Raw genomic sequence first — 25143 nt, forward strand, 5'->3', positions numbered from 1 at the left:
TAACTTTAAGCCCCTGAAACTAAATTCTATCTGTTTATGCAACCCTTTATTCATCTGCACGTTCACTCCCAATATTCTATTCTTGACGGTCAGGCTTCGATTCCGGCATTGGTCGATAAGGCTATACGCGACGGAATGAAAGGTTTGGCATTGACCGACCACGGTAATATGTTCGGGATAAAAGAGTTTTTCAATCTGGTAAAAAAGAAAAACGGAGCGACAAAAGATGCCATTAAAGGTGTACAGAAACGAATCGAAGCCATCGAAAGCGGCGCGGAAGAGGCAGAAGACAAAGAAAAAGAATTGGCCTCCCTGCAAGAAGAAAAGGCAAAACTCGAAGCCAAAATATTCAAACCGATATTCGGGTGTGAAATGTACGTAGCCCGTCGCCGGCTTACCGACAAGGATGCCACACCGAGGGAAATACGTACTGCCGTCGTCAACGAGGTCGATGGCTTTTCTATTCGTCGGGGAGCTGTCGACGAGGGCGGTTATCACTTGGTTGTCCTTGCAAAGAACCTGAAAGGTTATCACAATCTGGTAAAGTTGGTATCGAAAGGCTGGACCGACGGATTTTATTCCCGTCCCCGTACCGACAAATACGAACTTGAAAAATATCACGAAGGGCTGATTGTTTGCTCTGCATGTCTGGGTGGAGAGATTCCGAGAAGAATCCTTACCGGCGACATTCAAGGAGCCGAGGAAGCTATCCTATGGTTCAAGAATATCTTCGGAGAAGATTATTACCTCGAATTACAACGCCACAAAGCTACCGTACCGAGAGCCAACCACGAAACATACCCGCTGCAACAAGTAGTGAACGATAGACTGATAGAGCTCTCTCGCAAGCATGGAATCAAACTGGTATGTACCAACGACGTTCATTTCGTGGAAGAAGAAAATGCCGAAGCACACGACCGACTCATTTGTTTGAGTACGGGTAAAGACTTGGACGACCCCAATCGCATGCTATATACCAAACAAGAGTGGTTAAAGACCCAACAGGAGATGAACGACATCTTTTCCGATGTGCCCGAAGCCCTGTCCAATACGTTGGAAATCCTCGACAAGGTAGAGTTTTATTCCATCGACCACCCGCCTTTGATGCCTACTTTCCCGATTCCCGAAAACTTCGGTACAGAAGAAGAGTATCGGAAAAAATTTACCGAAGAAGATTTGTTCAATGAATTCACTCGGGACGAAAACGGGAATGTCGTTTTGGACGAAGCCGCAGCGAACAAGAAAATAGGAAATTTGGGCGGTTACGACAAGCTGTATCGTATCAAGTTGGAAGCCGATTACCTGAAAGAATTGACTTTCAAAGGAGCGCACGAACGATACGGAGAGGAACTATCCGACGAAATTATGGAGCGAATCACTTTCGAACTTCATATCATGAAAACGATGGGTTTCCCGGGTTACTTCCTCATTGTACAGGATTTCATCAATGCAGCCCGCAGAGAGCTCGATGTCTCGGTCGGTCCGGGACGTGGTTCAGCCGCCGGTTCGGTTGTCGCTTATTGTTTGAAAATTACGCAGATAGACCCTCTGAAATACGATTTGCTATTCGAACGCTTCCTTAATCCCGACCGTATTTCCTTGCCCGATATCGATGTGGACTTCGACGACGACGGTCGTGGGCGGGTATTGCAATGGGTAACCGAAAAATACGGAGCCGAAAAAGTGGCGCATATCATCACCTATGGTACGATGGCTACAAAATTGGCGATTAAAGATGTAGCCCGTGTACAAAAACTACCGTTGCCCGAATCGGATCGTTTGACTCGCTTGATTCCCGACCGTTTACCCGAAAAGAACGGGAAAGCCCAGAAAATAAACCTGAAAAATTGCATCGAGAACGTGAAAGAATTGCAGGAGGCTTGCAATTCGAGTAACGAACTATTGGCCAATACGATGAAGTATGCCCAAATGCTCGAAGGAAACGTGCGTAATACCGGCGTTCATGCCTGTGGCGTTATCATCGGGCGTGACGATATAACCGATTGGGTTCCGGTGAGTACGGCCGACGATAAAGAGACCGGAGAGAAAATGCTCGTTACCCAATATGAAGGCAGCGTTATAGAAGATACCGGCTTGATAAAAATGGACTTTTTGGGATTAAAGACACTCTCCATTATCAAAGAAGCCGTCGAGAATATTCGCCAAACTCGTCACATAGACCTCGATATCGACTCTATTCCTATCGACGACCCCAAGACGTACGAATTATACAGTGCCGGACGGACGACCGGAACATTCCAGTTCGAGTCCGCCGGTATGCAAAAATATCTGAGGGAGCTGCATCCCACGACGTTCGAAGACCTCATCGCCATGAACGCTCTTTATCGTCCGGGACCTATGGAATACATACCGCAATTCATCGCCCGCAAGCATGGGAAAGAACCTATCGTGTACGATATTCCTATTATGGAAAAGTATCTGAAAGATACTTACGGAATTACGGTATATCAAGAACAGGTCATGTTGCTCTCCCGTTTGCTCGCCAATTTCACACGCGGTCAATCCGACGGATTGCGTAAAGCGATGGGTAAAAAACTGAAAGATAAACTGGATGCGTTGAAGCCCCTTTTCATTTCGGGCGGCGAGAAAAACGGACATAAAAAAGAAGTACTCGAAAAAATATGGGCCGACTGGGAGAAATTCGCTTCCTATGCTTTCAATAAAAGCCATGCCACATGCTACTCATGGGTAGCGTTCCAAACGGCATATCTGAAAGCCAACTATCCATCGGAATATATGGCGGCAGTGCTGAGTCGAAACCTCAATAACATCACGGAAATCACGAAATTCATGGACGAGTGCAAATCCATGAAGATTCAAGTTTTAGGTCCCGATGTCAACGAAAGCCAGTATAAGTTCTCGGTAAACAAGAAAGGGAATATCCGTTTCGGATTAGGAGCAATCAAGGGAGTCGGCGACTCGGCGGTACAAGCCATTGTCAAAGAGCGCGAAGCCAACGGCCCGTATAAGGGAATATTCGACTTTGTGGAACGAGTCAATCTTTCGGCTTGTGGTAAAAAAACGATAGAGTCATTGGCCATATCCGGAGCCTTCGACTCATTCAAAGAAATTCACCGGGAAGATTTCACTGCATTGAACAGCAAAGGAGAAATTTTCTTAGAAACATTGGTACGTTACGGTGTAAAAGTACAAAATGACAAAATGTCCCAAGCTACGTCTTTATTCGGAAGCGTAGCTCCCATCGTAACGACCCCGCCCGAAATCCCACGGGGTGTGCCCCTCTCCGACATCGAGCGTTTGGACAAGGAAAGAGAGCTCGTTGGCATGTACCTTTCGGCACACCCGCTCGATGCCTATAAATTGGAATTATTGTACGGCTGCAATACCCGCATGACCGATTTGAAAGACCGAGAATCCCTCTTAAATAAAGAGCTGACATTCGGAGGAGTGGTTGTCGACTACCGAACGGGAATCGGGAAAAGAGGCGGTCAATATGGTTTCCTTAAAATAGAAGACTATTCGGGAGCCGAAGATATACCTTTATTCGGCCAAGACTTCATAGACTACGGAAAGTATGGAGCCAATAACGGAACTTTCGTGTGGATAAGGGCTCGCTGTCAACCATCGAAGTTCACCCCCGGCCGTATTGATTTGAAAATTTTGGAGATAAAGCTACTATCCGAATTAAAAGGTACTTTACTTAATTCCATCACAATCGAGCTACCGGCCCGATTGGTAAAAAACGGATTCATACAGACACTTTCCGAATTTATGCCTCCGGCACACCAGCACAAGGCAGAATTGAGTTTCAAAATATACGATTCGGAGTTGGATAAATCGGTACGGCTGAGATCGAGGCGCAAACCGATGATAACGGAAGAACTCATCGATTTTTTAAGCGAGAACGACGAGGTCTCTTTCAAAATAAATGAATAATCGTTTGCGACTCAACCAGAGATTACCTACTTTTGTTGTAAAATAAATTGAAACGATAAAACAGTAAAAAATAAAATTATGGCATTGAAAATCAATGATGAAAATGCAAAAGAATTGATTGCCTCCGGCAAACCGGTAGTTATCGATTTTTGGGCGGAATGGTGCGGCCCTTGTCGTGCGATCGCACCTTCGGTAGACGAACTTGCAGAAGAATATGAAGGCAAAGTGATAATCGGGAAATACAATGTTGACGATGACGCCGATTTAAGTGCAGAATACAGTATTCGCAATATCCCCACCTTGCTCTTTTTCAAAGAGGGTAAACTAGTGGACAAACATGTCGGTTCTGCTTCGAAAGCCGATTTGGAAGCTAAAATCAAAGCACTACTGTAAAAATCCGAAAAGAAAATCGTATAAACCCCTCGCCTATATATACAAGGCGAGGGGTTTCTTTGTCTTGGAATAGAGAATAGTTCTTTACCAGTTAAGATACTCTTTTAAAGTATTTACATAGGCTTCGAAAGCCCCCCTTCCTTTTTCGGTTATTTGGCACGATGTCCTTGTTTTCTTGCCGACAAATTCTTTCCTGACCCGAATATATTCGGCCGCCGATAATTTATCTATCTGCACACTCAGGTTTCCGGAAGTCGCCCCGGTCTTTTCTTTCAGATAAACAAAATCCGCCTCATCTACCGACAAGAGAATCGACATGACAGCCAACCTCAACTGCGAGTGTAACAAAGGATCTAATTCTTTCAACATATTTTTTTACACTTTGCATTAAGAATATGTCCCGGAACAATCATCACGACGACAAACGATCCCCCGAAATAGAGCTGCCACACCATAGGCGTATGTAAAGAAGGCATAGTCATAAACATATAAATAGCCGTGACAAGCGCGAGCAACGGGAAATAAGTAAGGCTGGATTCCTTGATAACCAGACCGGTAATCGACGTACCCATACCACAATACAACAAAGCCAACGGCATCATCAACCCGAAATTGACACGACCGATAACAAACCCCAATACGATCATCGTCAAGACAGTAAGTACAAACAATGCTCCTATGACTCTCCATGTTTCGTTGATCATGCGGTCGGTATAAGTCACTACTTTCGGCCTATTTCTTTTCTCCCATACGCTACTGACAAGAAATGGCAAAAACATCAAGAACCACCCGGCACTCCACGCACTGTTTCCCGTAAAGTAAACCAAAGCATAGATAACGATCGACAGAATAGCAGCCGTATAGCCATACATCAAAAATTTATTTCCACTGCCACTCCCGATGCTTTGTTTTGTAACTCGAATCATCTGAGCGATGAGTTCCAAACTCTCTTTCTCATTCATTTTCTGTTCTTCCATAAGTCGATTTTTAGATTTACAAATTGGTTTATTTTATAAACTATATAGCTATATACTCTCTTTTCATGCTATAATTACAGCACAAATATAAATCGGTTTATATTATAAACCAAATAATTTTCTAAAAAATTTTTATTATGATATATTTTTCATTGGCAAGAGAGACAACAGACCTTCTCTGTTATACAATTTTCCATACTCTAATAGATAAGAGAAGAAAAGAGATTTCGCTCTTTTCAACTAAAACATTTTACAAATCCAGCTTGTACAAAACATTTCTTTCATCTCGATTTATAAGTAAAGGAGAAACTAAAACAGTTCTGTCGATAATTAATGGAGATTGTCCGTTTATGCCTCTAACCCCATATAATCTTTTTCAACCCCTCCGTCACTTTGTGACACCTCCCTAATATGACTAACGCCACACCCCGTAATGCTGCGATTCGATAAATAATGCGATAGAAGGGCAGTAAGCCTTCTCCCTTATGTTTTGCAAGGCAAAACATAAGGGAAGTGACACAAATGAATAGAGGGTTATTTAAACTCCTCCCCTGTATTTTGTTCAGCAAAATATAGGGGAGGTGGCCGAAGGACGGAGGGGTTAGAAAATACCGACAGCGGTAGTGACAGGGTTACCCCTCCTCTCCCCCCCTGTGTTCCCAAAGAAATAGGGGGAGTACCCGTAGGGTGAGAGAGATTAATCCTTACAGTCAAAAATCCTATATACTATCTTTTTTAACCACTCTCCTCGTCGCTACCGCTCCTCCGTTTCTCTCCTATATGGCTCCGCAACACAGGTGAGAAGGAGTAATACACTTTGCATAGAAATTTAAGCAAGAATCAACCCTTCACCGAAATGTCCGGAATATGTTTATCGACAAGAGACTCATCTCTAAAATTCAAGTTTTCCCTTTACGAATTTTTTACTAAATCACTAAACCACCGACTCTATTTCATAAAAAAGGCGATTCCTTTGCAGGAACCGCCTTCATTATTACTAACACAAAAAGGATATTAAAGTCCTTTCCCGTGACAATTTTTATATTTCTTACCACTACCGCAAGGACAAGGATCGTTACGCCCCACACGTGGTGCAGCCTTAATCGGCTCGGTGACCCGGGGCTGTTGAGGAGCAGCCGCAGCGGCAGCTTGTGCTGACTGGCCGGGATAATCGTCTTTTTGAGTACGATACTTGCTGTAATCTTCCCTTCGTTCGGGAGCTGCTTCACGCACATCTTGCGGTTCCTGAATATAAATCTGTCCCCGCATGAGAACAGCGATGGCTTTCCGGTTCATCGTCTCGACCATCTCTTTGAAGAGATTGAACGATTCGAGTTTATAAATCAACAGCGGGTCTTTCTGTTCGTAGCTGGCATTTTGCACAGATTGACGCAATTGGTCGAGCTCACGAAGATGCTCTTTCCAAGCCTCGTCGATCGTCATAAGCAACACGGCTTTCTGGAATTGCTTAACGACCGATTGCGACTCACTCTTATAGGCTTCGTTTATATCGCAAGCAATACCGAATACACGCTTGCCATCGGTAATGGGCACTCGTATCATACCCGTGGATAATCCCCGTTGTTCCACAAACGGTTTTATATTCATGTGAGCGATCTCGGCCATACGGTCGCCTTTGCGCTTAAAGGTAGCGACAACGGCCTCATAAAGGCTGTCGATCACTTCGCTCTTTTTCATGGAGCGGAATTTCTCCTCATCGAAAGGCATTTCCACGGCAAAAATCTTGAACATCTCCATCGACAAGTCTTCGTAATCGCTCGTACCGTCATAGGTATCGGCCAAAGACTCTATCGTGTCATAGAACATATTCATAATATCGATGCCGATACGTTCTCCCATCAAAGCATGGTGACGCTTGGTATAAATCACATTACGCTGTGCATTCATCACATCGTCGTATTCGAGCAATCGCTTACGGATTCCGAAGTTATTCTCCTCTACCCGGCGTTGGGCATTCTCGATGGACTTGGAAACCATATTGTGTTCGATCATCTCGTCTTCTTTAAGACCCAGCCGGTCGAGCATTTTCACTACCCGATCGGTAGCGAACAGACGCATAACCGTATCTTCGAACGAAACGAAGAACACCGAAGAACCGGGGTCTCCCTGACGACCGGCACGACCACGCAACTGACGGTCTACACGACGGGATTCGTGACGCTCGGTTCCGATAATCGCCAAACCTCCGGCTTCACGCACGGCCGGCGAGAGCTTGATATCGGTTCCACGACCGGCCATGTTGGTAGCGATCGTGACCGTACCTGTTTGTCCGGCTTGTGCCACGATCTCGGCCTCGCGTTGGTGCAACTTGGCGTTCAATACATTGTGTTTAATCTTACGCAAAGTCAACATACGGCTCAACAATTCCGATATTTCGACCGAAGTCGTACCTACCAATACAGGACGACCTGCTTCTACCATTTTCACGATTTCTTCGATGACGGCGTTGTATTTCGCCCGTTTGGTTTTATATACCCGGTCGTTCATATCGATACGAGCTACCGGCTTATTGGTAGGAATCGTCACGACATCGAGCTTATAAATATCCCAGAACTCCCCGGCTTCGGTCTCGGCAGTACCGGTCATACCGGCCAGCTTGTGATACATACGGAAATAGTTCTGCAAAGTAATCGTCGCAAAAGTCTGCGTAGCGGCCTCTACCTTAACGTGCTCTTTCGCCTCGATAGCTTGGTGCAAACCATCGGAGTAGCGGCGGCCTTCCATGATACGCCCCGTTTGCTCATCGACGATTTTCACTTTATTATCGATTACCACATATTGGTCGTTCAATTCGAAAAGGGTATACGCCTTTAACAGCTGATTCACCGTATGAACCCGCTCGGCCTTGATCGCGTAATCTTGCAAGATTCCGTCTTTTTTGGCTTGTTTTTCTTCGGGAGAAAGTCCTTGATTTTCAAGGTCGGAAAGCAGCTCGCTGATATTCGGCAATACGAAGAAATTAGGATCGTCCGATTTCCCGGTCATCACGTCGAGACCTTTGTCGGTCATATCGATACCGTTATTCTTTTCATCGATTACAAAATAGAGGTCGTCCGTAATCTCAGGCATACGACGGTTGTTATCGGCCATATAGATAGCCTCGGTTTCGAGCAACAAAGGTTTAATACCCGGTTCGCTCAAATATTTGATAAGCGCCCCGTTCTTAGGTAATCCTTTGAAACAACGATACAACAGTACGGCTCCTTCCTCACGAGTCTTTTTATCATCGGAAGCTATCTTAATCTTGGCTTCGGCCAACAACTTCGTAACCAAGTTTCGCTGCATCTTCACCAATTCTTCCACTTTGGGCTGGAACTGCTCGAACATCTGGTCATCGCCTTTGGGGGTAGGACCGGATATAATCAACGGCGTACGTGCATCATCGATCAACACAGAGTCGACCTCATCGACTATCGCATAGTTGTGCATGCGCTGTACCAAGTCGAGCGGAGAGCTGGCCATATTGTCACGCAAATAGTCGAAACCGAATTCGTTGTTCGTACCGAATGTAATATCGGCGTTATATGCATTACGACGGGCTTCGGAGTTCGGCTCGTGCTTGTCGATACAATCCACCGACAAACCGTGGAACATATAAAGAGGCCCCATCCACTCGGAGTCACGTTTCGAAAGGTAGTCGTTCACAGTTACCACATGTACGCCATTGCCCGACAAAGCATTCAAGAATACAGGGAGCGTAGCGACCAGAGTCTTACCCTCACCGGTAGCCATCTCGGCAATTTTACCCTTATGCAACACGACACCGCCGATCAGCTGCACATCGTAGTGTACCATGTCCCAAACGACCTCGTTACCACCGGCCATCCAGTGATTGGCATAAATAGCTTTGTCTCCTTCGATATGTATAAAATCATGGTCTACCGCCAAGCTCCGGTCAAAATCATTTGCCGTAACCTCGACAGTTTCATTTTGGCTGAATCGACGCGCCGTCTCTTTCATCACAGCGAAAACTTCGGGAAGCGATTCGTCGAGAACATCTTCTATTTTTTTCAATATCTCTTTCTCGATTTTATCGATTTCTTCCCATGTAGACTCGCGTTTATCGTAATCGAGCGTTTCTACATGCTCTTTCAGTTCGGCGATACGTTTACGGTCATCGGCCACCGAATCCTGAATATGTTGTTTCACCACATCGATACGGTGACGCAACTCATCGTTCGACAATTTTTCAAGTTCGGGCGAAATAGCCTTTATTTTCTGAATGTAAGGCTCTATTTCTTTTAAATCGCGCTGCGACTTATTACCGAACAGCTTTTTTAATAAATCATTAAATCCCATATAAAGTATTTGTTTTATTCGTTAAAAATTACCTATAAGGCAAAGGTATAACATACCCTGCAAAAATAGTGCAAATTTTGCTAACTCCGCAAAAAGGAATGAATTAGTATTGTATTTCGGGAAGCGGAGCATCGGCCGAACCATTCGGCGAACGAATCCGCAAAAGGCGAGAAACGGTAGGAGCGATGGCCGTCGCACGCACCGGAGAGGTGATACGCACCGGCTTCACATCGTGTGCCAAAATAAAACACGGTGCAGGAACAGCATTGACACGAACATATTCGCGGGTATCATTCGCATCTTCATAAACAACCTCCCAACCGGGACACAAATCCAGCACGAGATCGCCCGACAGTTTGGGATAATAGCTGTTTCGCATGGCGGCGACACGATCGGTTCCATTACTCAGCAACAGACGTTGCGATGTATAAACGTCTTGTACACCCGTCATCTGAATCAGAAACGAAGCTGCCCGATTACGCATTTCATCGGCATCGACATCTCGCTCCTTAATTAGTTTCCGGTTCAAGAAAATCTGTCGATTCTGGTAACCTATCACCCAATCTCCTTGACCGTAAAGAGCCATCAGATAAACGTTCAACAAAGAGACTGCACGCCGGGGATAAAATTCTCCCGAAGGTATATTATAAATGGGCGACTCTTTCGCCTCCCCCTTGAAATATCCCGTAGAGGTCAAAAAAACGACCGTGTTAGCAAGACCCACTTTCTTGTCTATTTCATCGAGCAGACGGGCTATATCCCTATCCAGTCGCACATAAGTATCCTGCAACTCCAAGCCGTAGTCCTGTATGGTCTTGTTCAGATACACGCCGGCCGTATAACCGACATTCAGCATATCGAGGACACCACGGCGTCCCAAAAGTCCTTTATCCAAGAACTCCACGGCCACATCGGTAATCTCCTGATTAACCAAGGCCGTCGTCTTAAACTGCACGAACTTATCGCGGCCGTCCCGGGCAAACGTTCGTTTAAAAGAAAAATCATTCGTCAGATACGGTATGGCCGTATAACGGTCGGGCGTATAAACCGGAGTCCAAGAAAGCGTATCGATACGAGCCGATAAAGAACGCACATAATTGAATTGTTCGACATAAGCGGGAACATCACGATAATAAGTGGTCGTCGCCCACTTGCCATTCCTATCGTTAATCCAGAAAGCGCAATTAGCCGCATGTCCCGCACTGATAATAGACTGCTGTGCATCGGGCGCTACGGCATACACGCGTCCCAATCCTCCGCTCACGATTTTTACCTCGTCGCTGAGCGTCGAAGTACGAATACGTTCAGGTGAAAAAGTTTCATCGGTATAATTCCCTATCTTGGACGGGTCGTTCAGAATAAACTCTTCCCGCAGAAATGCCGTATTGAAAAAACGCTCCGACGGAATGCCATGAAAAAACGGAGTTGTTCCCGTATACAGAGTAGCCGTTGCCGAAGCCTTATCGATATTCGGGAAATCGAAAACCAAATTTTCACAGACAACTCCCTCTCGCATCAACCGTTTAAAACCCTTTTCCCCGAAAAGGTGTTGCAAGGCTTCCAAATAATCGGTACGCAGTTGATCGACCGTAATACCCACCACCAAACGAGGACTGTTGTCGGCAGACTGCACCAACGGTACGACCAGCAGAGAAAAGAGAATTGTCGCTAATACTTTATTTTTCATCTTTGTTTTTCTCCGTTTTTTTCAAACGAACGGATACCGCCAAATAGGTAAACGAACGAATTACCAATACCAACACTAACGGAAAAAATGCGGCATTAAACTGTTGTGGAATCCAGTGCCAAAGGGCCACAAATAACAACAACCCTGCAAAGTTAGCAAAATGATAGTATCTAACGATACTTTTAAGAGATTTAAACCAAATAAAAAGAGCCATCAACAGCCAAAAGGGATGCAACCAAAACGCTGAATAGTTGGGATAAGTCGCCGGGTGAACAGAAACGAACATAAGGAAAAACACGACTAAGCCGCCCAATCCGTAAATCGAAAACAAGACTGTATCGAATACCCGGGAGTACCTTTTTCGGGAAATACCATATACCGACACAGCCGCGACAAAGAAGAAAAACAACCATGCAACGAAAAGTGGCGTCAAATAAAATGGTGTTTCGGGAGGACACGCCGGAACCTCAGGATCGTACAGCACCTCCGTTCGGCTCACCAACGGGACAGCCGCCGAGTCGGGACTCATTTGAACGGCCGCCTCGGAAAAAGCTTTCTCTAATATTTCGGGACCGAACATTTGTTCCCGATAAGTCATCGGCCTATCCAAACCGCTTCCCAATGCCAAGTCGATACCGAAAATCAACCACGGGCAAATACCCGCATATCGGTCTATCTCCTCGCGAAAAGTAGGCAAAGACTCCCCCGGCTCTTTATATCGCACCTTGTTATCCAATACCATCTCTACCATATTACGAGGACGGGTAGCACAATTATCGAACAGGAAATTATACCGGTAAACCCGGTTCTGAGGCATGGCATTAACCAACAGAGCCTCGAATAAGGCTCTGCTTTGTATGGGTGTCAAGTTCAACACCTGCTCATCGACCTTCGATTCCCGAAACTGATAATTTAATAAGAAATCGGGAAAATCGTTTATTCCTAAACAATAATCGGTTTCACCTTTCGTGAACCGCCAGATAAAGCCGGGAGCATCGAAATTAAACATGCCATAATTGAAAACATAATCGAAACCTCCGGGTCTCTGCTGTTTCACCCGCAGCGCCGTATGACCGAACAATTCATACACCTCCGTTCCGGGTCCGCAAGTCAATAAACTCACTTGTAAAGTATCGGGCAAGATTCCCGGTTTTGATTCCTGCGCTTGTATTTTCTCGTTCGAAAACAAGGCCACAAGAATAAAACCCAGAATTATATATAGTTTCTTCTTCATAAACACTCCACATTATTGCAGCAAAATCGGTGTAAAAGTACAACTTTCCATCTAATTACCTCGGTATGTAACTCTTTTATTTTCTTTGACTTTGATAAATTTCACATTTTTATTTCCACACTCTACCGAATAATTTTTTATCTTTGTTCGAAACACAAAACAGAGTATTATGAAAATCAAAGGTTTACTATTATCTCTATTCGTAACAAGCAGCTTACTCTCGATTGCACAAGACATAAAACTCCCCTCCCCGCAAAAACAGGGCGGAGAACCTCTCTTGCAGGTTCTCTCCAAACGCGCCTCGACACGCGACTTCGATACACAAAAGAATATAGACTCACAAACCCTTTCCAACCTATTGTGGGCGGCATGGGGATACAACCGAGAAGACAAGCGTACGGCGCCTTCGGCCATGAATCGTCAAGAAATTTCACTATATATCGTCACGGCACAAGGGGTCTATCTCTATGATGCCAAACAGAATAAACTGGCGGAAATCGCCAAAGGAGATTTCCGGGAAAACGCAGGCATGCAACCGTTCGTACACACTGCGCCTCTCAACATTATTTTTACTGCCGATTTGGAAAAAGCGCCGGGTAACGACATGATGTTCGTCGATTGCGGATTCATCTCCCAGAACATTTATCTCTATTGTGCCTCGGTCGGTTTGGGTACAGTCGTTCGCGGCTCGTTCAATGGCGATGAATTGGCAAAAATATTAAAGCTGAACGAAAAACAAAAAGTAGTATTGACCCAGACTGTCGGCTATCCGGCTAAATGATTTCTCCGGAAAAACCTTACATCATGCGACGGTTCTCATTTCTCTTTTTTACGATCGTTATATTCCTGTCTTTTTTATCTGGCTGCAAAGGCAAACAGGTCGAATCTGATTACCCGGAAAGTTCTCTTATCGATACATTCGAAGTAAAACAACAACCCCAACCGCGCACAACCGGCTGGAAAAAGAGTCCTGTACGATATTCCAGTTTCCGCAAACTATTCAACGACTTGAACGACAAACATCTTGCTGTTGCCAAAAAGAACGGGATAGAACCATTGGAATCGCTCGATGATGCCCGGAATTTGGGATTCTGGAAACTTGCTAAAATAGACAGTTGTGAATACTACACCGTCGATAAACTGACTCATTCGATCCCATATCTGACTCCCAAAACCAAATGGTTGCTCATGAAGATAGGCAAAAACTTCCAAGACTCGTTAACGAACCGAGGTTCGGGAGGAAGACAAATTATTCTCACCAGCGCATTGCGTTCCGATGAATCGATAAAGTCGTTACGCCGGCGAAATACAAACGCCAGCGAAAACTCGGCACACCGTTACGGCACGACTTTCGACATAGCCTACAATCGATACAACGTAACCGACTCGACCTATTTCGTACCCTCCGACCGACTACGAATTTTACTCGGCGAGGTTCTGTACGATTTACGCAAAGAACACAAATGCTACATCAAATACGAAATACGACAAGGCTGTTTCCACATTACGGCGAGATAAATCAAACGACAACCGTACAATCGACCGGCCTTTCGTGAAAAATTATTATCTTTGTCACAACGAAGATACGATGCGGTTCGGCATAGCCAAATCGGAAACAAGATTTTCGTTTGTCTCTGCACTCACCTTTCCGTATCTTTGAGGCGTTTAACAATAACCGACCGATGAAACGATATTTATATGCCCTGCGCTATCTGATTTCGATACATGTGTTGGGACTCATTCTCTTTACGGCATTCCGTCTGATCCTCTTCCTACAAGGGTACGAATATCTCATGGACGAAGAAATTTCGGTATTCACCCGTCTCGAAGCATTCGTCCGGGGATTGTGGCTCGACAATGTCGTAGCCTGTTATATATCGATTCTGCCGCTCGTTATCGTCTCGATCTGTTCCCTGATAGGATATTTCGGTAAAAACCTGTACCGGGGAATCCATATCTTTTTCTCGGTCTTTTACGTCGTGGCATTCGCCATATCGGCTGCCGATATACCTTATTTCGCTTATTTCTTCAAACACATCAACGCTTCCATTTTCAACTGGTTCGGCTACACCGGAACGACATTGGGACTTATGTTCGGTGAATTCTCCTATATCGTCGCATTCGTCTTGTTTCTGTGTCTCTCTTTCCTTTTCGTCTTTCTCTCCCGGATATTATTACATCGAACTTGTCGCGATATACAAAGAGTATCTGCCGAAAAATTTCATTGGAAACCCGAGCTGCTTACACTCCTTTGCTCGACTCTTCTAATAGGAGTATGTTTATTCGGCATACGCGGACGCATGGGATACAACCCTATCAAAGTAAGTGCGGCCTATTATTGCAACAATACATTTTTGAACCAATTGGGTATAAGCCCCTCGTTCAATTTATTGCGCAGTTCGTTAGAGGCTTCCAAATCGGAAAATCGGGAAATCGATTTGATGGACGAGAAAGAGGCGATCTCTACGGTTCGCAGAGAACTGAATATCACGGACTCGCTTCCCGACATATCGCCCATTGCCCGAAAAATAGAAAATCCGGGACAACCCAGCCGTAAAAACGTAGTCCTCGTTTTCATGGAATCGATGTCGGCCGAATTGCTGGGGCATTTCGGTAATCCCGAGCACCTCACCCCGTTTCTCGATTCAATAGCCGTCCGGTCGCTTTGCTTCAATCGATTTTTCTCGGCGGGAACTCATACCAACCATGCCATACACTCCGTCTTGTATTCCTATCCGGCTCTGATGAAACGGAATTCCATGAAAGGAGCCGTTATTCCTTTCTTCGCCGGACTACCCACCATTTTACAAGATAACGGATACCGTACGCTTTTTTTCATGACTCATGAGTCGCAGTATGATAACATGAACGGCTATCTGCGAACCAATGGTTTCGACCGCATCTTTGCACAAGAGGACTATCCGCAAGACAAAGTAGTCAACAGTTTCGGTGTCCAAGACGATTTCCTATACCAATACGCCCTGCCCATTCTCACAGAGACTGCCAACGAGGGGCAGCCCTTTTTCGCTGTATTGTTAAGCATCAGCAACCACCCGCCGTATGTTATTCCCAAAGATTTCAAGACACACAGTAATACCGACGAACATCGAATCGTCGAATTCGCCGATCATGCTTTAAAGGAATTTATCGATGAAGCGAAACAACAGGAATGGTTCGACAACACGATATTTGTCTTCGTCGGTGACCACGGGAAAATCGTGGGTACTCCCCGCAGCGATATGCCGCTCAGTTTCAACCATGTGCCTCTTTTCATTTATTCGCCTTCATTTATCGAACCCCGACAGATACAAGACCTCGGCGGACAAGTGGATATAGCTCCCACCGTATTGGGTTTGCTGAACATAGACTATACCGACAACGGATTCGGGGTAAATCTCTTGCAAGAAAAACGTAAAGCGGCATTCTTTACCTCCGACGATGCTATCGGATGCGTGAACGATTCGCTGTTCTATATCTATAAACCCAAAGAAAACCAAGAGTGGTTGCTCTCGCAAGAAAGAGCTATCGAAAAGAGGGGCAATATCGATAATCCTGCCGTCTGCCAAGAACTGCGGGAATATGCCTTCTCCATGCTTCAAACGGCACAATACCTCATGAGCAACAACCTCACAGGGAAATATATAGGTTATCAACCCCGTTAAACGACCGACTGTTATGAATAAGATATTTTATACATTCGTTCTTTCGGCGCTCGTACTCCTTTCGGTACAATGTAACCCGAAATCCCAAGAAAGCGACGAACAACTCGGAAACGATTCTATCATCGAGTATGCCGAACTACTCTCTATTACCTCTCATGACGACTACACCGATGTAAAAATAAGCAACCCGTGGGACAGCGCCCGGTTGCTGCACCGATATATCCTCGTTCCCAAGACACAAAACGTTCCATCGAATCTACCGCAAGGAACCGTCGTAAGGACTCCGTTGTCCAATACATTAGTCTATGCCTCGGTACATTGCAGCCTGTTGGAGCAATTAAACGCATTATCGCAAATAGGAGGAGTCTGCGACCTCTCCTATATCAAAACGCCCGCTTTGCTCTCTCGTGCGGAAAACGGAAAACTGACCGATGCCGGAAATTCCATGTCGCCCGACATCGAACGAGTAATGTCGTTGAATCCGGATGCCATCTTATTATCTCCTTTCGAAAACGCCGGATACGGACGTATCGGGAAAATGGGAATACCCATTATAGAATGCGCCGATTATTTGGAAACTTCACCTCTGGGCCGGGCAGAATGGATAAAATTCTTCGGTCTGTTATACGGTAAAGAGGTCGAAGCCGATTCCATTTTTACGGAAGTCGAAAAAAACTATACCGAATTGAGAAATAAAATAGGTATTCTTTCTTCTGCTCCCGTTGTCATCAGCGAATTAAAAAGCGGTTCGGCATGGTATATGCCCGGCGGAAAAAGCTATATGGCCCGCTTTTTCAAGGATGCCGGAGCCGCTTACCCGTGGAGCGACAATCCAGAAACAGGGTCTATTCCGCTCTCTTTCGAAACGGTATTCAACTGGGCAGGAGAAGCCGACATTTGGCTTATTAAATCGTTCAATGTGTCGGAGCTTTCCTATCGGACTCTGCAAAAGGAATATGCACCCTATGCAAGATTCAAAGCCTTCCGGGAGAAAAAGATATACGGTTGCGACTCGTCCCGATGCAACTACTACGAAGAGACTCCGTTTCGTCCCGACCTGTTGTTACAAGAACTCGCTGCATTGTTCCACCCCGGTCTGTTCCCCGATTATCGATTCCGTTACTATCAACCGCTATCCGAATGAACGACAAACCGAACAAACAGCATGAACAACGGCTAATAGTCGTTCTCGTCCTGTTACTTTTGGCATTATGTGCCGCCAATTTATGGTTCGGGTCGGTACAAATACCGGCTTCGGCCGTATGGGATATCCTGTGCGGAAAAGAACCTGAAAAGGAAGTCTGGAAATTCATCGTGCTGGAATCCCGATTACCGCAAATGGTGGCGGCACTCCTGTCGGGAGCCGCATTGGCAGTTGCCGGGCTGCTTCTTCAAACGGCATTCAACAACCCGCTCGCCGGACCTTCGATATTAGGAATCGATACGGGAGCCAGTTTAGGAGTGGCTTTGGTCATGTTATTTTGGGGAGGGACACTCGGCGTGTCCGAGGCAACCACCCTCACCGGATTCACCGCCATCATTGCCGGAGCTTTTCTCGGTTCAGTCACTGTATTAGGTACGATACTCTTTTTCTCGACCATTGTCAAGAACAACATCATGCTCCTCATTGTCGGTATAATGGTAGGCTATATTACTTCGTCGGTTATCTCTCTACTCAACTATTTCGCAACAGCCGAAGGGGTACACTCCTATACGATTTGGGGTATGGGAAATTTCAGCGGAGTCACCGGCGAGCAGCTGCCCTATTTCGCACTTTTCGTATCTGTGGGCCTCATCATCGCTATACTTCTGATAAAACCACTCAATGCCTTGCTGCTCGGTGACCGTTATGCTGCCAATCTGGGAGTAAACATTAAACTCACCCGCAATCTGCTGCTCATCGTCACCGGTCTGCTCACGGCATCGACCACGGCATTCTGCGGCCCCATTTCGTTTATCGGGCTCGCCGTTCCTCATATCGCCCGACTGTTATTGGGGACATCGAACCACAATACCTTGTTGCCGATGACTTTGCTGTGCGGAGCCGTAACCGCATTGCTGTGCAATCTCATCTGTATCCTGCCGGGAGAATCGGGCATCCTGCCCATCAATGCCATCACTCCGGTCTTAGGTGCGCCGGTGATTATTTATGTCATCATCAACCAACGAAAAATCCAATATTTCAACTGATGGAGGAACAGGCAAACATATTATCGGCACAGCAGCTCTGTATCGGATATAAAACGGGGCACGGGCATATTAAGCAAGTTCACGGCGATCTGTCGTTCTCCCTACGCAAGGGCGAGCTCACCTGCTTGTTAGGTGCAAACGGTTCGGGCAAATCGACTCTGTTACGCACCTTATCGGCGTCCCAACCTTCGTTATCGGGAAAAATCCTGTTGAACGGAAACGAGTTGTCTGCCATGTCAGAGCGGGAAATTTCCCGCCAAATCGGGGTTGTACTGACCGACAAGACACAAACCGGAGGATTGACCGTATATGAATTGGTCGCCCTCGGACGGCAACCGCATACGGGATTTTTCGGGAAACTCGACCGACAGGATCGGCAAGTAGTGGACGAAGCTATCGAAGCCGTGGGCATCTCACACAAAGCGCACTCCTATATGGCGCAACTCTCCGATGGAGAAAAGCAAAAAGCCATGATCGCAAAAGTATTGGCGCAAGAGTGCCCTCTGGTTATATTAGACGAACCGACCGCTTTCCTCGACGTGGTGAGCCGCATAGAAATCATGACTCTGTTACACCACATCGCCACGGCCCAAAACAAAGCGATACTACTGTCGACCCACGACATAGAACAAGCGCTGGTGCTCGCCGATTGCCTATGGCTTTTACGGAAGGGGCACGGAATGCGTAGCGGAATAACCGAGGACCTCATTTTGAATGGAGAACTCGATACCTTGTTCGACCGTAAGGAAATTTGTTTCGACCGGGCGCATGGCAGTTACTACCCTTCGGTTCAATGGGAAAAAGAAATTGTCGTAGATGCGACGGACGAAACACTTCTCCATTGGACAGTCAATGCTCTGAATCGTAACAATTACGGTTGCCGCATATCACCTTGCGAAGCCGATTCATCGCTTCCCCGCCTCATCGTCGAAAGAAACGACTCGCTGTCGTTACACACCGCAACGAACGAAGTGCGATTTACCTCTTTCGCCGCCCTCATTGCATACCTTAAAACACCGGTTCAAAAGGGTTGAATGGATTCCGAAGGTTGAGCACTATCAACCACACCCGAAAAATAACATGGAACAAGAGTCTCACCCCCTACGCACTGCAATAACATGTCACCTTGTTCGTAAATCGGCAACCATAGACCGGGCGGCATTCTTTGGAGCGCCGGGAGCACCCAATCGCTCGGCAACAAGATCATATCCCTCCAACATTTTCTTTCGGGTAGTCTCTTCGAACAACGAAGTTAACTCTCGACGAAGATTCTCAGGAGTCGCCCGATAGCCCAATAACTCGCATACGACAGGACTATCGGCTATCAAATTAACCAACGAAACATACGGTACTTTCAAGATTTTCTCGAATGTTTTATAAAACAACTTGCCTCCTCCCAGTCGATAGCATACCACCTGAGGCACTCGCAACAAAGCGGTTTCGAGCGTAGCGGTTCCCGATGTGACCAATGCCACCCGACTCTGTTGAAGCAAACGATAAGTTTTGCCCCAAACAACTTTTACCGAACGGTCCTGCAAATAAGGAGCATATTGGTCGGGAGAAATACCGGGAGCCCCTGCGATAACCAACTGATAGTCGTGGAACGTTTTTGCGGCCTCTATCATTAAAGGCAGATTATGATCAATCTCGGCTACCCGGCTACCCGCCAGCAGAGCTATTATGGGCTTTTTTCCCAAGCCGCACTCCGCCGTAAAATCCTCGAAACTCTCATCGGCATAAGGCCGCACAGCCAATTCATCGACCGTAGGATTTCCTACATACTCCACCGTATAATCGTGCTTGGCATAAAACGAAACCTCGAACGGAAGAATGGAATAAAGTCGATCTACATACCGACGGATACTCTTTACCCTCCATTCCTTCCAAGCCCAAATCTTAGGAGAAATATAATAATAAACCGGAATACCCAAACGACGTTTCACATATTTGGCTATTTTCAGATTGAAACCCGGATAATCTATCAATATAACCACATCGGGACGGAATGCGGCAATATCCTGTTTACACAAACGCATGTTCGCCAAAACTTTATCGAGATTCATCAACACCGGAATAAATCCCATATAAGCCATATCCCGATAATGCTTTACCAGCGTACCGCCACAAGAAGCCATCAAGTCACCGCCGAAAAAACGAAATTCAGCGTTCGCATCTTCCTGTTGCAAAGCTCTCATCAAATTGGAGGCATGTAAATCGCCCGAAGCCTCCCCGGCGATAAGATAATATTTCATACCCGATTAGGAATAATTGGTCACGTCATTCGACCCTGACAGCTGTCCCGCTACACGTAACCATCAACATACTACCCGATCCGCCGACAGTCTCATAGTCCAAATCGATACCCACCACGGCATTTGCGCCCAATGCTTCGGCCTGTCGAGCCATTTCTTCAAGAGCCGTATCTTTGGCCTCTCTCAAAACCGCTTCGTAAGAAGCGGAACGGCCTCCGAAAAAATCTCTTACCCCTGCAAGAAAATCACGGAACACATTCGCCCCGATAATAGTCTCACCTGTCACAACTCCCAAATATCTTACAATCCGTTTCCCTTCTACCGAAGGAGTCGTAGTCATTAACATCGTCTTCTTGTTTTTATCGATTCATATTCTATGAACAAAGATAGTGAAAGGTATGTGCAGAGACAAATGGAAATCATAGTTCCGGCCTGCCTATCCCGAACCGCAGCTTATCTTCGTACTTACAAAGATAGTGAAAGGAGCAAGTAGTACAAACATACTTGTTCTTTTTTATCGAGTTACATTCTATATTGCAATTACAAAATCAAAACGCCACTCTCCCGAAAGAAAATCGTCAGCCTTCCGCAATAAAGATGCACCGATATCGTTTTTATAATACAATGAAAGCGACAACTTTTGCTTTAATTTTACTGAGTATCTTGACAGGTACATGCCTGACGAGCTGCATCGATGACGATTTCACCACAAATCCGTCGCATGTACTCGCATTCTCCACCGATACGGTTGCTTTCGATACCGTATTCACCACGATAGGTACATCAACTCGTTCATTCCGCATTTACAACCGGAACAAGAAATCGTTGAACATCTCTTCCATCAAACTTGCCGATGCCGAACATTCGGGCTTTCATATCAATGTGGACGGTATGTCGGGCGATAATTTCACCAATGTCGAAATCCGAGGGAAAGACAGCCTATATGTATTTGTAGAAGCCAATATCGATCCTACCAATCAGGACAACCCCATTTTCATCATCGATTCTATCGTCTTTGTAACCAACGGCGTCCAACAAGACGTGAAGCTGACGGCCTACGGACAGGACGTTATTATCAAAAGAGGGGAAACCTTCACGACCGATACTCATCTGACCGATGAACGGCCATACCTCATCTACGACAGCTTAGTCGTGGCTCCGGGAGCGACATTACAAATAGAACCCGGTGCAAGACTGCATTTCCACCATAGAGCTTCGCTGTTGGTACAAGGGAAATTACAAGTCGAGGGGTCGATGGAAGCCCCCGTTCAAATACGAGGCGATCGACTCGACCGGCTCTTTGCAGACTTGCCTTACGACAATCTCGGCGGGCAATGGGGCGGTATCCGTTTTTATCCCGAAAGTTTCGGAAATAAAATATCGTACGCTTATGTACGAGGAATGATTTCGGGTATCGTATTGGATTCGTGCGCTTCGGAAGAGCCTCGTCTCGAAATAGCGAATTCCCGCATACGCAACTCGTCGGGTAATCTCATCACATCGGCATACAGCCGGCTGAATTGTTGGAACAGCGAGCTTTCCGATGCCGGAGGAGCCATACTCTCGCTGACAGGAGGAATAGCCGATTTCACCCACTGCACGATCGTCAACTACTATTTCTACGACATTATCACCTCGCCCATCGTAAACATGAGTTATTGTGCTCCGGCCGATACGATTTCGGGAGGTCCCGCCCTTCTGCGAGCCCGATTCAACAACAGCATACTATACGGTAATACATCGGAAATTCCCTCGATCGACCTCACCGGCAGCCATGTATACTTCCGTTCCTGCCTCCTCCGTTCCAACGGAGAAGACGACGACAATTTCATCAATACCGTATGGAACGGACAACCGTTTTTCAAAGCCACCGGCGAAGAACATTACTACTACGATTATCGAATCGGGTCGGATAAATCCGATGCTATCGGGAAAGGAAATCCCGATTTCGCGATCTTCCCATTGGATAAAGATATGTATGGGAACCTTCGTTCCACGAGCGTGGATATCGGAGCTTATCAATACATTCCACAAGAATTTCCCGAAGAATAGAGAATGCACATAACATTCAAAAATGCGCAAATCGCACCCTTTTCGGTCTCTCTCCTCTCTTAATAAAAGTTACAAAGTTCAATTACTCACCCTATTTGTATAACAAATTTCTTTTTTCTCTCTCATTTTTCTATTTTTGTAAGAGATATTAAAACCTCTTTCTAAATATTTGCAATCATGAGCGAAGAGATACGACAAATAGCGGAACGGCTCGTTGGCCTTAGAGATGCCTTAGACCTTCGACCCGAAGATATTGCATCGACCTGCAACATCGATTTGGAAACCTATTTAGGTTACGAGTCGGGCGAAAAAGACATTCCGGTCAGTTTTCTGCACCAGATAGCCAAGCACTACGGCGTAGAATTGCCGGCATTGATGTTCGGATACGAACCCCGAATGAACTCTTATTTCCTTACCCGCAAAGACAAAGGTGTCGCCGTAGAGCGTACAAAAGCCTATAAATATCAATCGTTGGCCGCCGGATTCGCCAACCGCAAAGCCGATCCTTTCATGGTCACGGTCGAGCCATCGGCTCCCGAAGCGCCATTCACGCTCAACACCCACCCCGGACAAGAATTTAACCTTGTTCTCGAAGGGAGCATGCATCTACGTATCGGAGAAAAAGAATTAGTGCTGAACGAAGGCGACAGTATTATATTCGACTCTACCCGTCCGCACGGTATGAAAGCGATAGACCGACAAGTTAAATTTCTGGCGATCATATTTTAAATGATCTTTCCGTAACAATAGGTATTTCACAAACATCAAGTAAAAAGAGGGAATATTCCCACATAGTCATTATGTTAGAACGCTTTTTAGATAAAACGTCTTTCTCTTCACAGGAAGACTTCATGAAAAATTTTAAGGTAAAAGTTCCCGATTGTTTTAATTTCGGATACGATGTCGTAGACGAATGGGCACGTATAGCTCCCGAAAAAAAAGCACTGCTTTGGACCAACGATCAAGGGAAAAGAATAGATTTTACATTTGCCGATATTAAACGAGAAAGCGACAAAACTGCATCTTACTTCCAATCATTAGGAATAGGGCACGGCGATATGGTCATGCTCATTTTGAAACGAAGATACGAATTTTGGTTCTCCATTATTGCTCTTCACAAACTGGGAGCCGTATGTATTCCCGCCACTCACCTGCTGACCGAGAAAGACATAGTGTACCGATGCAATGCCGCCGACATAAAAATGATTGTATCCTGCGGCGACGGGATTGTAGTCGAGCACATCAACCGGGCCCGACCGTCCTCGCCTTCATTACAACGTTGTGTCTCCATCGGGCCCATCATTCCAGAAGGGTGGGACGACTTCCATAAAGGAATAGAATCGGCTGCTCCTTTCGTCCGTCCCGAATCGGTCAACACGAATGACGATATTTCACTGCTCTATTTCACATCGGGAACCACCGGCGAGCCCAAAATGGTCGCCCATGATTTCACCTACCCGTTAGGGCACATCATCACCGGCTCCTTTTGGCACAACCTGCACGAAGACAGCCTGCATTTGACTCTGGCCGACACGGGTTGGGGAAAAGCCGTATGGGGAAAACTATACGGGCAATGGTTTGCCGGGGCGAACGTGTTTGTCTATGACTTCGAAAAATTCAAACCGGCCGATGTACTCGAAATGATACACAACTTTCACATCACTTCATTTTGCGCTCCTCCCACCGTATTCAGGTTTCTCATTCGGGAAGACCTCACCAAATACGATATTTCTTCTCTAAAATATTGTACCATAGCCGGTGAAGCCCTTAACCCCAAAGTATACGAAGAATGGCTACGGCTCACAGGTATAAAACTGATGGAAGGTTTCGGACAGACCGAGACGACCCTCACTATCGCCACCTACCCGTGGGTAGAACCCAAACCGGGATCGATGGGAATACGCAACCCGCAATACGACATAGACCTGCTCACAGCCGACGGACGCTCGGCCGAAGATGGGGAACAGGGACAAATCGTTATCCACACCGATCACGGGAAACCTTTGGGACTGTTCAAGGAATATTACCGTGACCCTCAAAAAACGTATGAAGCCTACCATGACGGCATTTACTATACAGGCGATGTAGCTTGGCGCGACGAGGACGGATACTTCTGGTTCGTGGGTCGTGCCGACGACGTCATCAAATCGTCGGGCTACCGTATCGGGCCATTCGAAGTGGAAAGCGCTCTAATGACCCACCCCGCCGTAGTGGAGTGTGCCGTGACCGGAGTCCCCGATGAAATCAGAGGACAAGTTGTCAAAGCTACTATCGTACTATCGGCCGCATACAAAGACAAAGCGGGAGAAGCTCTTGTCAAAGAGATACAAGACCATGTGAAAAAAGTCACGGCTCCCTATAAATATCCTCGGGTTATCGAGTTCGTCGAAGAGTTGCCCAAAACCATCAGCGGGAAAATACGCCGAGTAGAAATACGAGACAAAGACAAAGTCTAATA

At 46.1% G+C, this 25143-nt stretch carries 18 protein-coding genes; 11 read left to right on the forward strand and 7 right to left on the reverse strand.

Annotated features, from left to right (window positions below; genetic code table 11):
* Nucleotides 1–36: 36 nt before the first annotated feature.
* Together dnaE and trxA are read left to right on the forward strand one after the other, a co-directional pair.
* Nucleotides 37–3918 carry a DNA polymerase III subunit alpha gene (gene dnaE / locus NBH06_RS08280; protein ID WP_250793721.1) on the forward strand — a complete coding sequence of 1294 codons (3882 nt, stop codon included), beginning with the start codon at nucleotides 37–39 and terminating at the stop codon, nucleotides 3916–3918.
* Nucleotides 3919–3996: 78 nt separating this feature from the next.
* The gene (gene trxA, locus NBH06_RS08285; RefSeq protein WP_008862796.1) at nucleotides 3997–4311 is read left to right on the forward strand and encodes a thioredoxin; all 315 of its coding nucleotides are present in this window, start codon (nucleotides 3997–3999) and stop codon (nucleotides 4309–4311) included.
* An 84-nt stretch (nucleotides 4312–4395) separates the two neighbouring features.
* On the opposite strand, the gene NBH06_RS08290 is transcribed toward trxA, so the two are convergent.
* The 5 genes from NBH06_RS08290 to NBH06_RS08310 form a co-directional block, all read right to left on the reverse strand.
* A complete protein-coding gene (locus tag NBH06_RS08290; RefSeq protein ID WP_250793723.1) occupies nucleotides 4396–4680 on the reverse strand; it encodes a winged helix-turn-helix domain-containing protein in 285 nt (94 codons plus the stop codon).
* Nucleotides 4674–5288 (reverse strand): hypothetical protein, encoded by a 615-nt coding sequence (locus NBH06_RS08295; protein ID WP_250793724.1) that lies wholly within the window; start codon nucleotides 5286–5288, stop codon nucleotides 4674–4676. The genes NBH06_RS08290 and NBH06_RS08295 overlap by 7 nt, the downstream gene beginning before the upstream one ends.
* Before the next feature lie 1014 nt (nucleotides 5289–6302).
* On the reverse strand, nucleotides 6303–9608 hold the full coding sequence (gene secA, locus NBH06_RS08300) for a preprotein translocase subunit SecA (RefSeq protein WP_250793725.1): 3306 nt from the start codon (nucleotides 9606–9608) through the stop codon (nucleotides 6303–6305).
* 103 nt (nucleotides 9609–9711) lie between these two features.
* Nucleotides 9712–11295, reverse strand: coding sequence for an alkaline phosphatase family protein (locus NBH06_RS08305; RefSeq protein ID WP_250793727.1), 1584 nt, complete (start codon nucleotides 11293–11295; stop codon nucleotides 9712–9714).
* Complete coding sequence (locus tag NBH06_RS08310) at nucleotides 11285–12529, reverse strand: Lnb N-terminal periplasmic domain-containing protein (protein ID WP_250793728.1); 1245 nt, start codon at nucleotides 12527–12529, stop codon at nucleotides 11285–11287. Before NBH06_RS08310 ends, NBH06_RS08305 begins: the two co-directional genes overlap by 11 nt.
* A gap of 169 nt (nucleotides 12530–12698) precedes the next feature.
* On the opposite strand from NBH06_RS08310, the gene NBH06_RS08315 reads away from it, so the two are divergent.
* The 6 genes from NBH06_RS08315 (at nucleotide 12699) to NBH06_RS08340 (ending at nucleotide 19415) form a co-directional block, all read left to right on the forward strand.
* A complete protein-coding gene (locus NBH06_RS08315) occupies nucleotides 12699–13310 on the forward strand; it encodes a SagB/ThcOx family dehydrogenase (protein ID WP_008862803.1) in 612 nt (203 codons plus the stop codon).
* 23 nt (nucleotides 13311–13333) lie between these two features.
* The gene (locus NBH06_RS08320; protein ID WP_040296270.1) at nucleotides 13334–14047 is read left to right on the forward strand and encodes a DUF5715 family protein; all 714 of its coding nucleotides are present in this window, start codon (nucleotides 13334–13336) and stop codon (nucleotides 14045–14047) included.
* A gap of 164 nt (nucleotides 14048–14211) precedes the next feature.
* Nucleotides 14212–16191: an LTA synthase family protein gene (locus NBH06_RS08325; protein ID WP_250793730.1), complete on the forward strand. Its 1980-nt coding sequence runs from the start codon at nucleotides 14212–14214 to the stop codon at nucleotides 16189–16191.
* Nucleotides 16192–16204: 13 nt separating this feature from the next.
* A complete protein-coding gene (locus NBH06_RS08330; RefSeq protein ID WP_250793732.1) occupies nucleotides 16205–17335 on the forward strand; it encodes an ABC transporter substrate-binding protein in 1131 nt (376 codons plus the stop codon).
* Entirely contained in the window at nucleotides 17332–18381 is a 1050-nt protein-coding gene (locus NBH06_RS08335) for an iron chelate uptake ABC transporter family permease subunit (RefSeq protein WP_250793734.1), read from the forward strand. The genes NBH06_RS08330 and NBH06_RS08335 overlap by 4 nt, the downstream gene beginning before the upstream one ends.
* On the forward strand, nucleotides 18381–19415 hold the full coding sequence (locus NBH06_RS08340) for an ABC transporter ATP-binding protein (RefSeq protein ID WP_250793736.1): 1035 nt from the start codon (nucleotides 18381–18383) through the stop codon (nucleotides 19413–19415). Before NBH06_RS08335 ends, NBH06_RS08340 begins: the two co-directional genes overlap by 1 nt.
* Before the next feature lie 87 nt (nucleotides 19416–19502).
* Here NBH06_RS08340 and lpxB read toward each other — a convergent pair whose 3' ends face one another.
* Both lpxB and NBH06_RS08350 read right to left on the reverse strand, forming a co-directional pair.
* Nucleotides 19503–20633, reverse strand: a complete 1131-nt coding sequence (gene lpxB, locus NBH06_RS08345; RefSeq protein WP_250793738.1) for a lipid-A-disaccharide synthase — start codon at nucleotides 20631–20633, stop codon at nucleotides 19503–19505.
* Between the two features lie 25 nt (nucleotides 20634–20658).
* A complete protein-coding gene (locus NBH06_RS08350; protein WP_046412132.1) occupies nucleotides 20659–20979 on the reverse strand; it encodes a heavy metal-binding domain-containing protein in 321 nt (106 codons plus the stop codon).
* Nucleotides 20980–21257: 278 nt separating this feature from the next.
* Between NBH06_RS08350 and NBH06_RS08355 the strand changes: the two genes are divergently transcribed.
* From NBH06_RS08355 to NBH06_RS08365, 3 genes are all read left to right on the forward strand, one after another.
* On the forward strand, nucleotides 21258–22685 hold the full coding sequence (locus NBH06_RS08355) for a hypothetical protein (RefSeq protein ID WP_250793741.1): 1428 nt from the start codon (nucleotides 21258–21260) through the stop codon (nucleotides 22683–22685).
* A gap of 177 nt (nucleotides 22686–22862) precedes the next feature.
* The gene (locus tag NBH06_RS08360) at nucleotides 22863–23414 is read left to right on the forward strand and encodes a helix-turn-helix domain-containing protein (RefSeq protein ID WP_008862812.1); all 552 of its coding nucleotides are present in this window, start codon (nucleotides 22863–22865) and stop codon (nucleotides 23412–23414) included.
* A 71-nt stretch (nucleotides 23415–23485) separates the two neighbouring features.
* Nucleotides 23486–25141: an AMP-binding protein gene (locus tag NBH06_RS08365; RefSeq protein ID WP_250793742.1), complete on the forward strand. Its 1656-nt coding sequence runs from the start codon at nucleotides 23486–23488 to the stop codon at nucleotides 25139–25141.
* The last annotated feature ends 2 nt before the right edge of the window (nucleotides 25142–25143 follow it).

The organism is Barnesiella sp. B2-R-119 (assembly GCF_023656675.1).
GTDB lineage: Bacteria > Bacteroidota > Bacteroidia > Bacteroidales > Barnesiellaceae > Barnesiella > Barnesiella intestinihominis.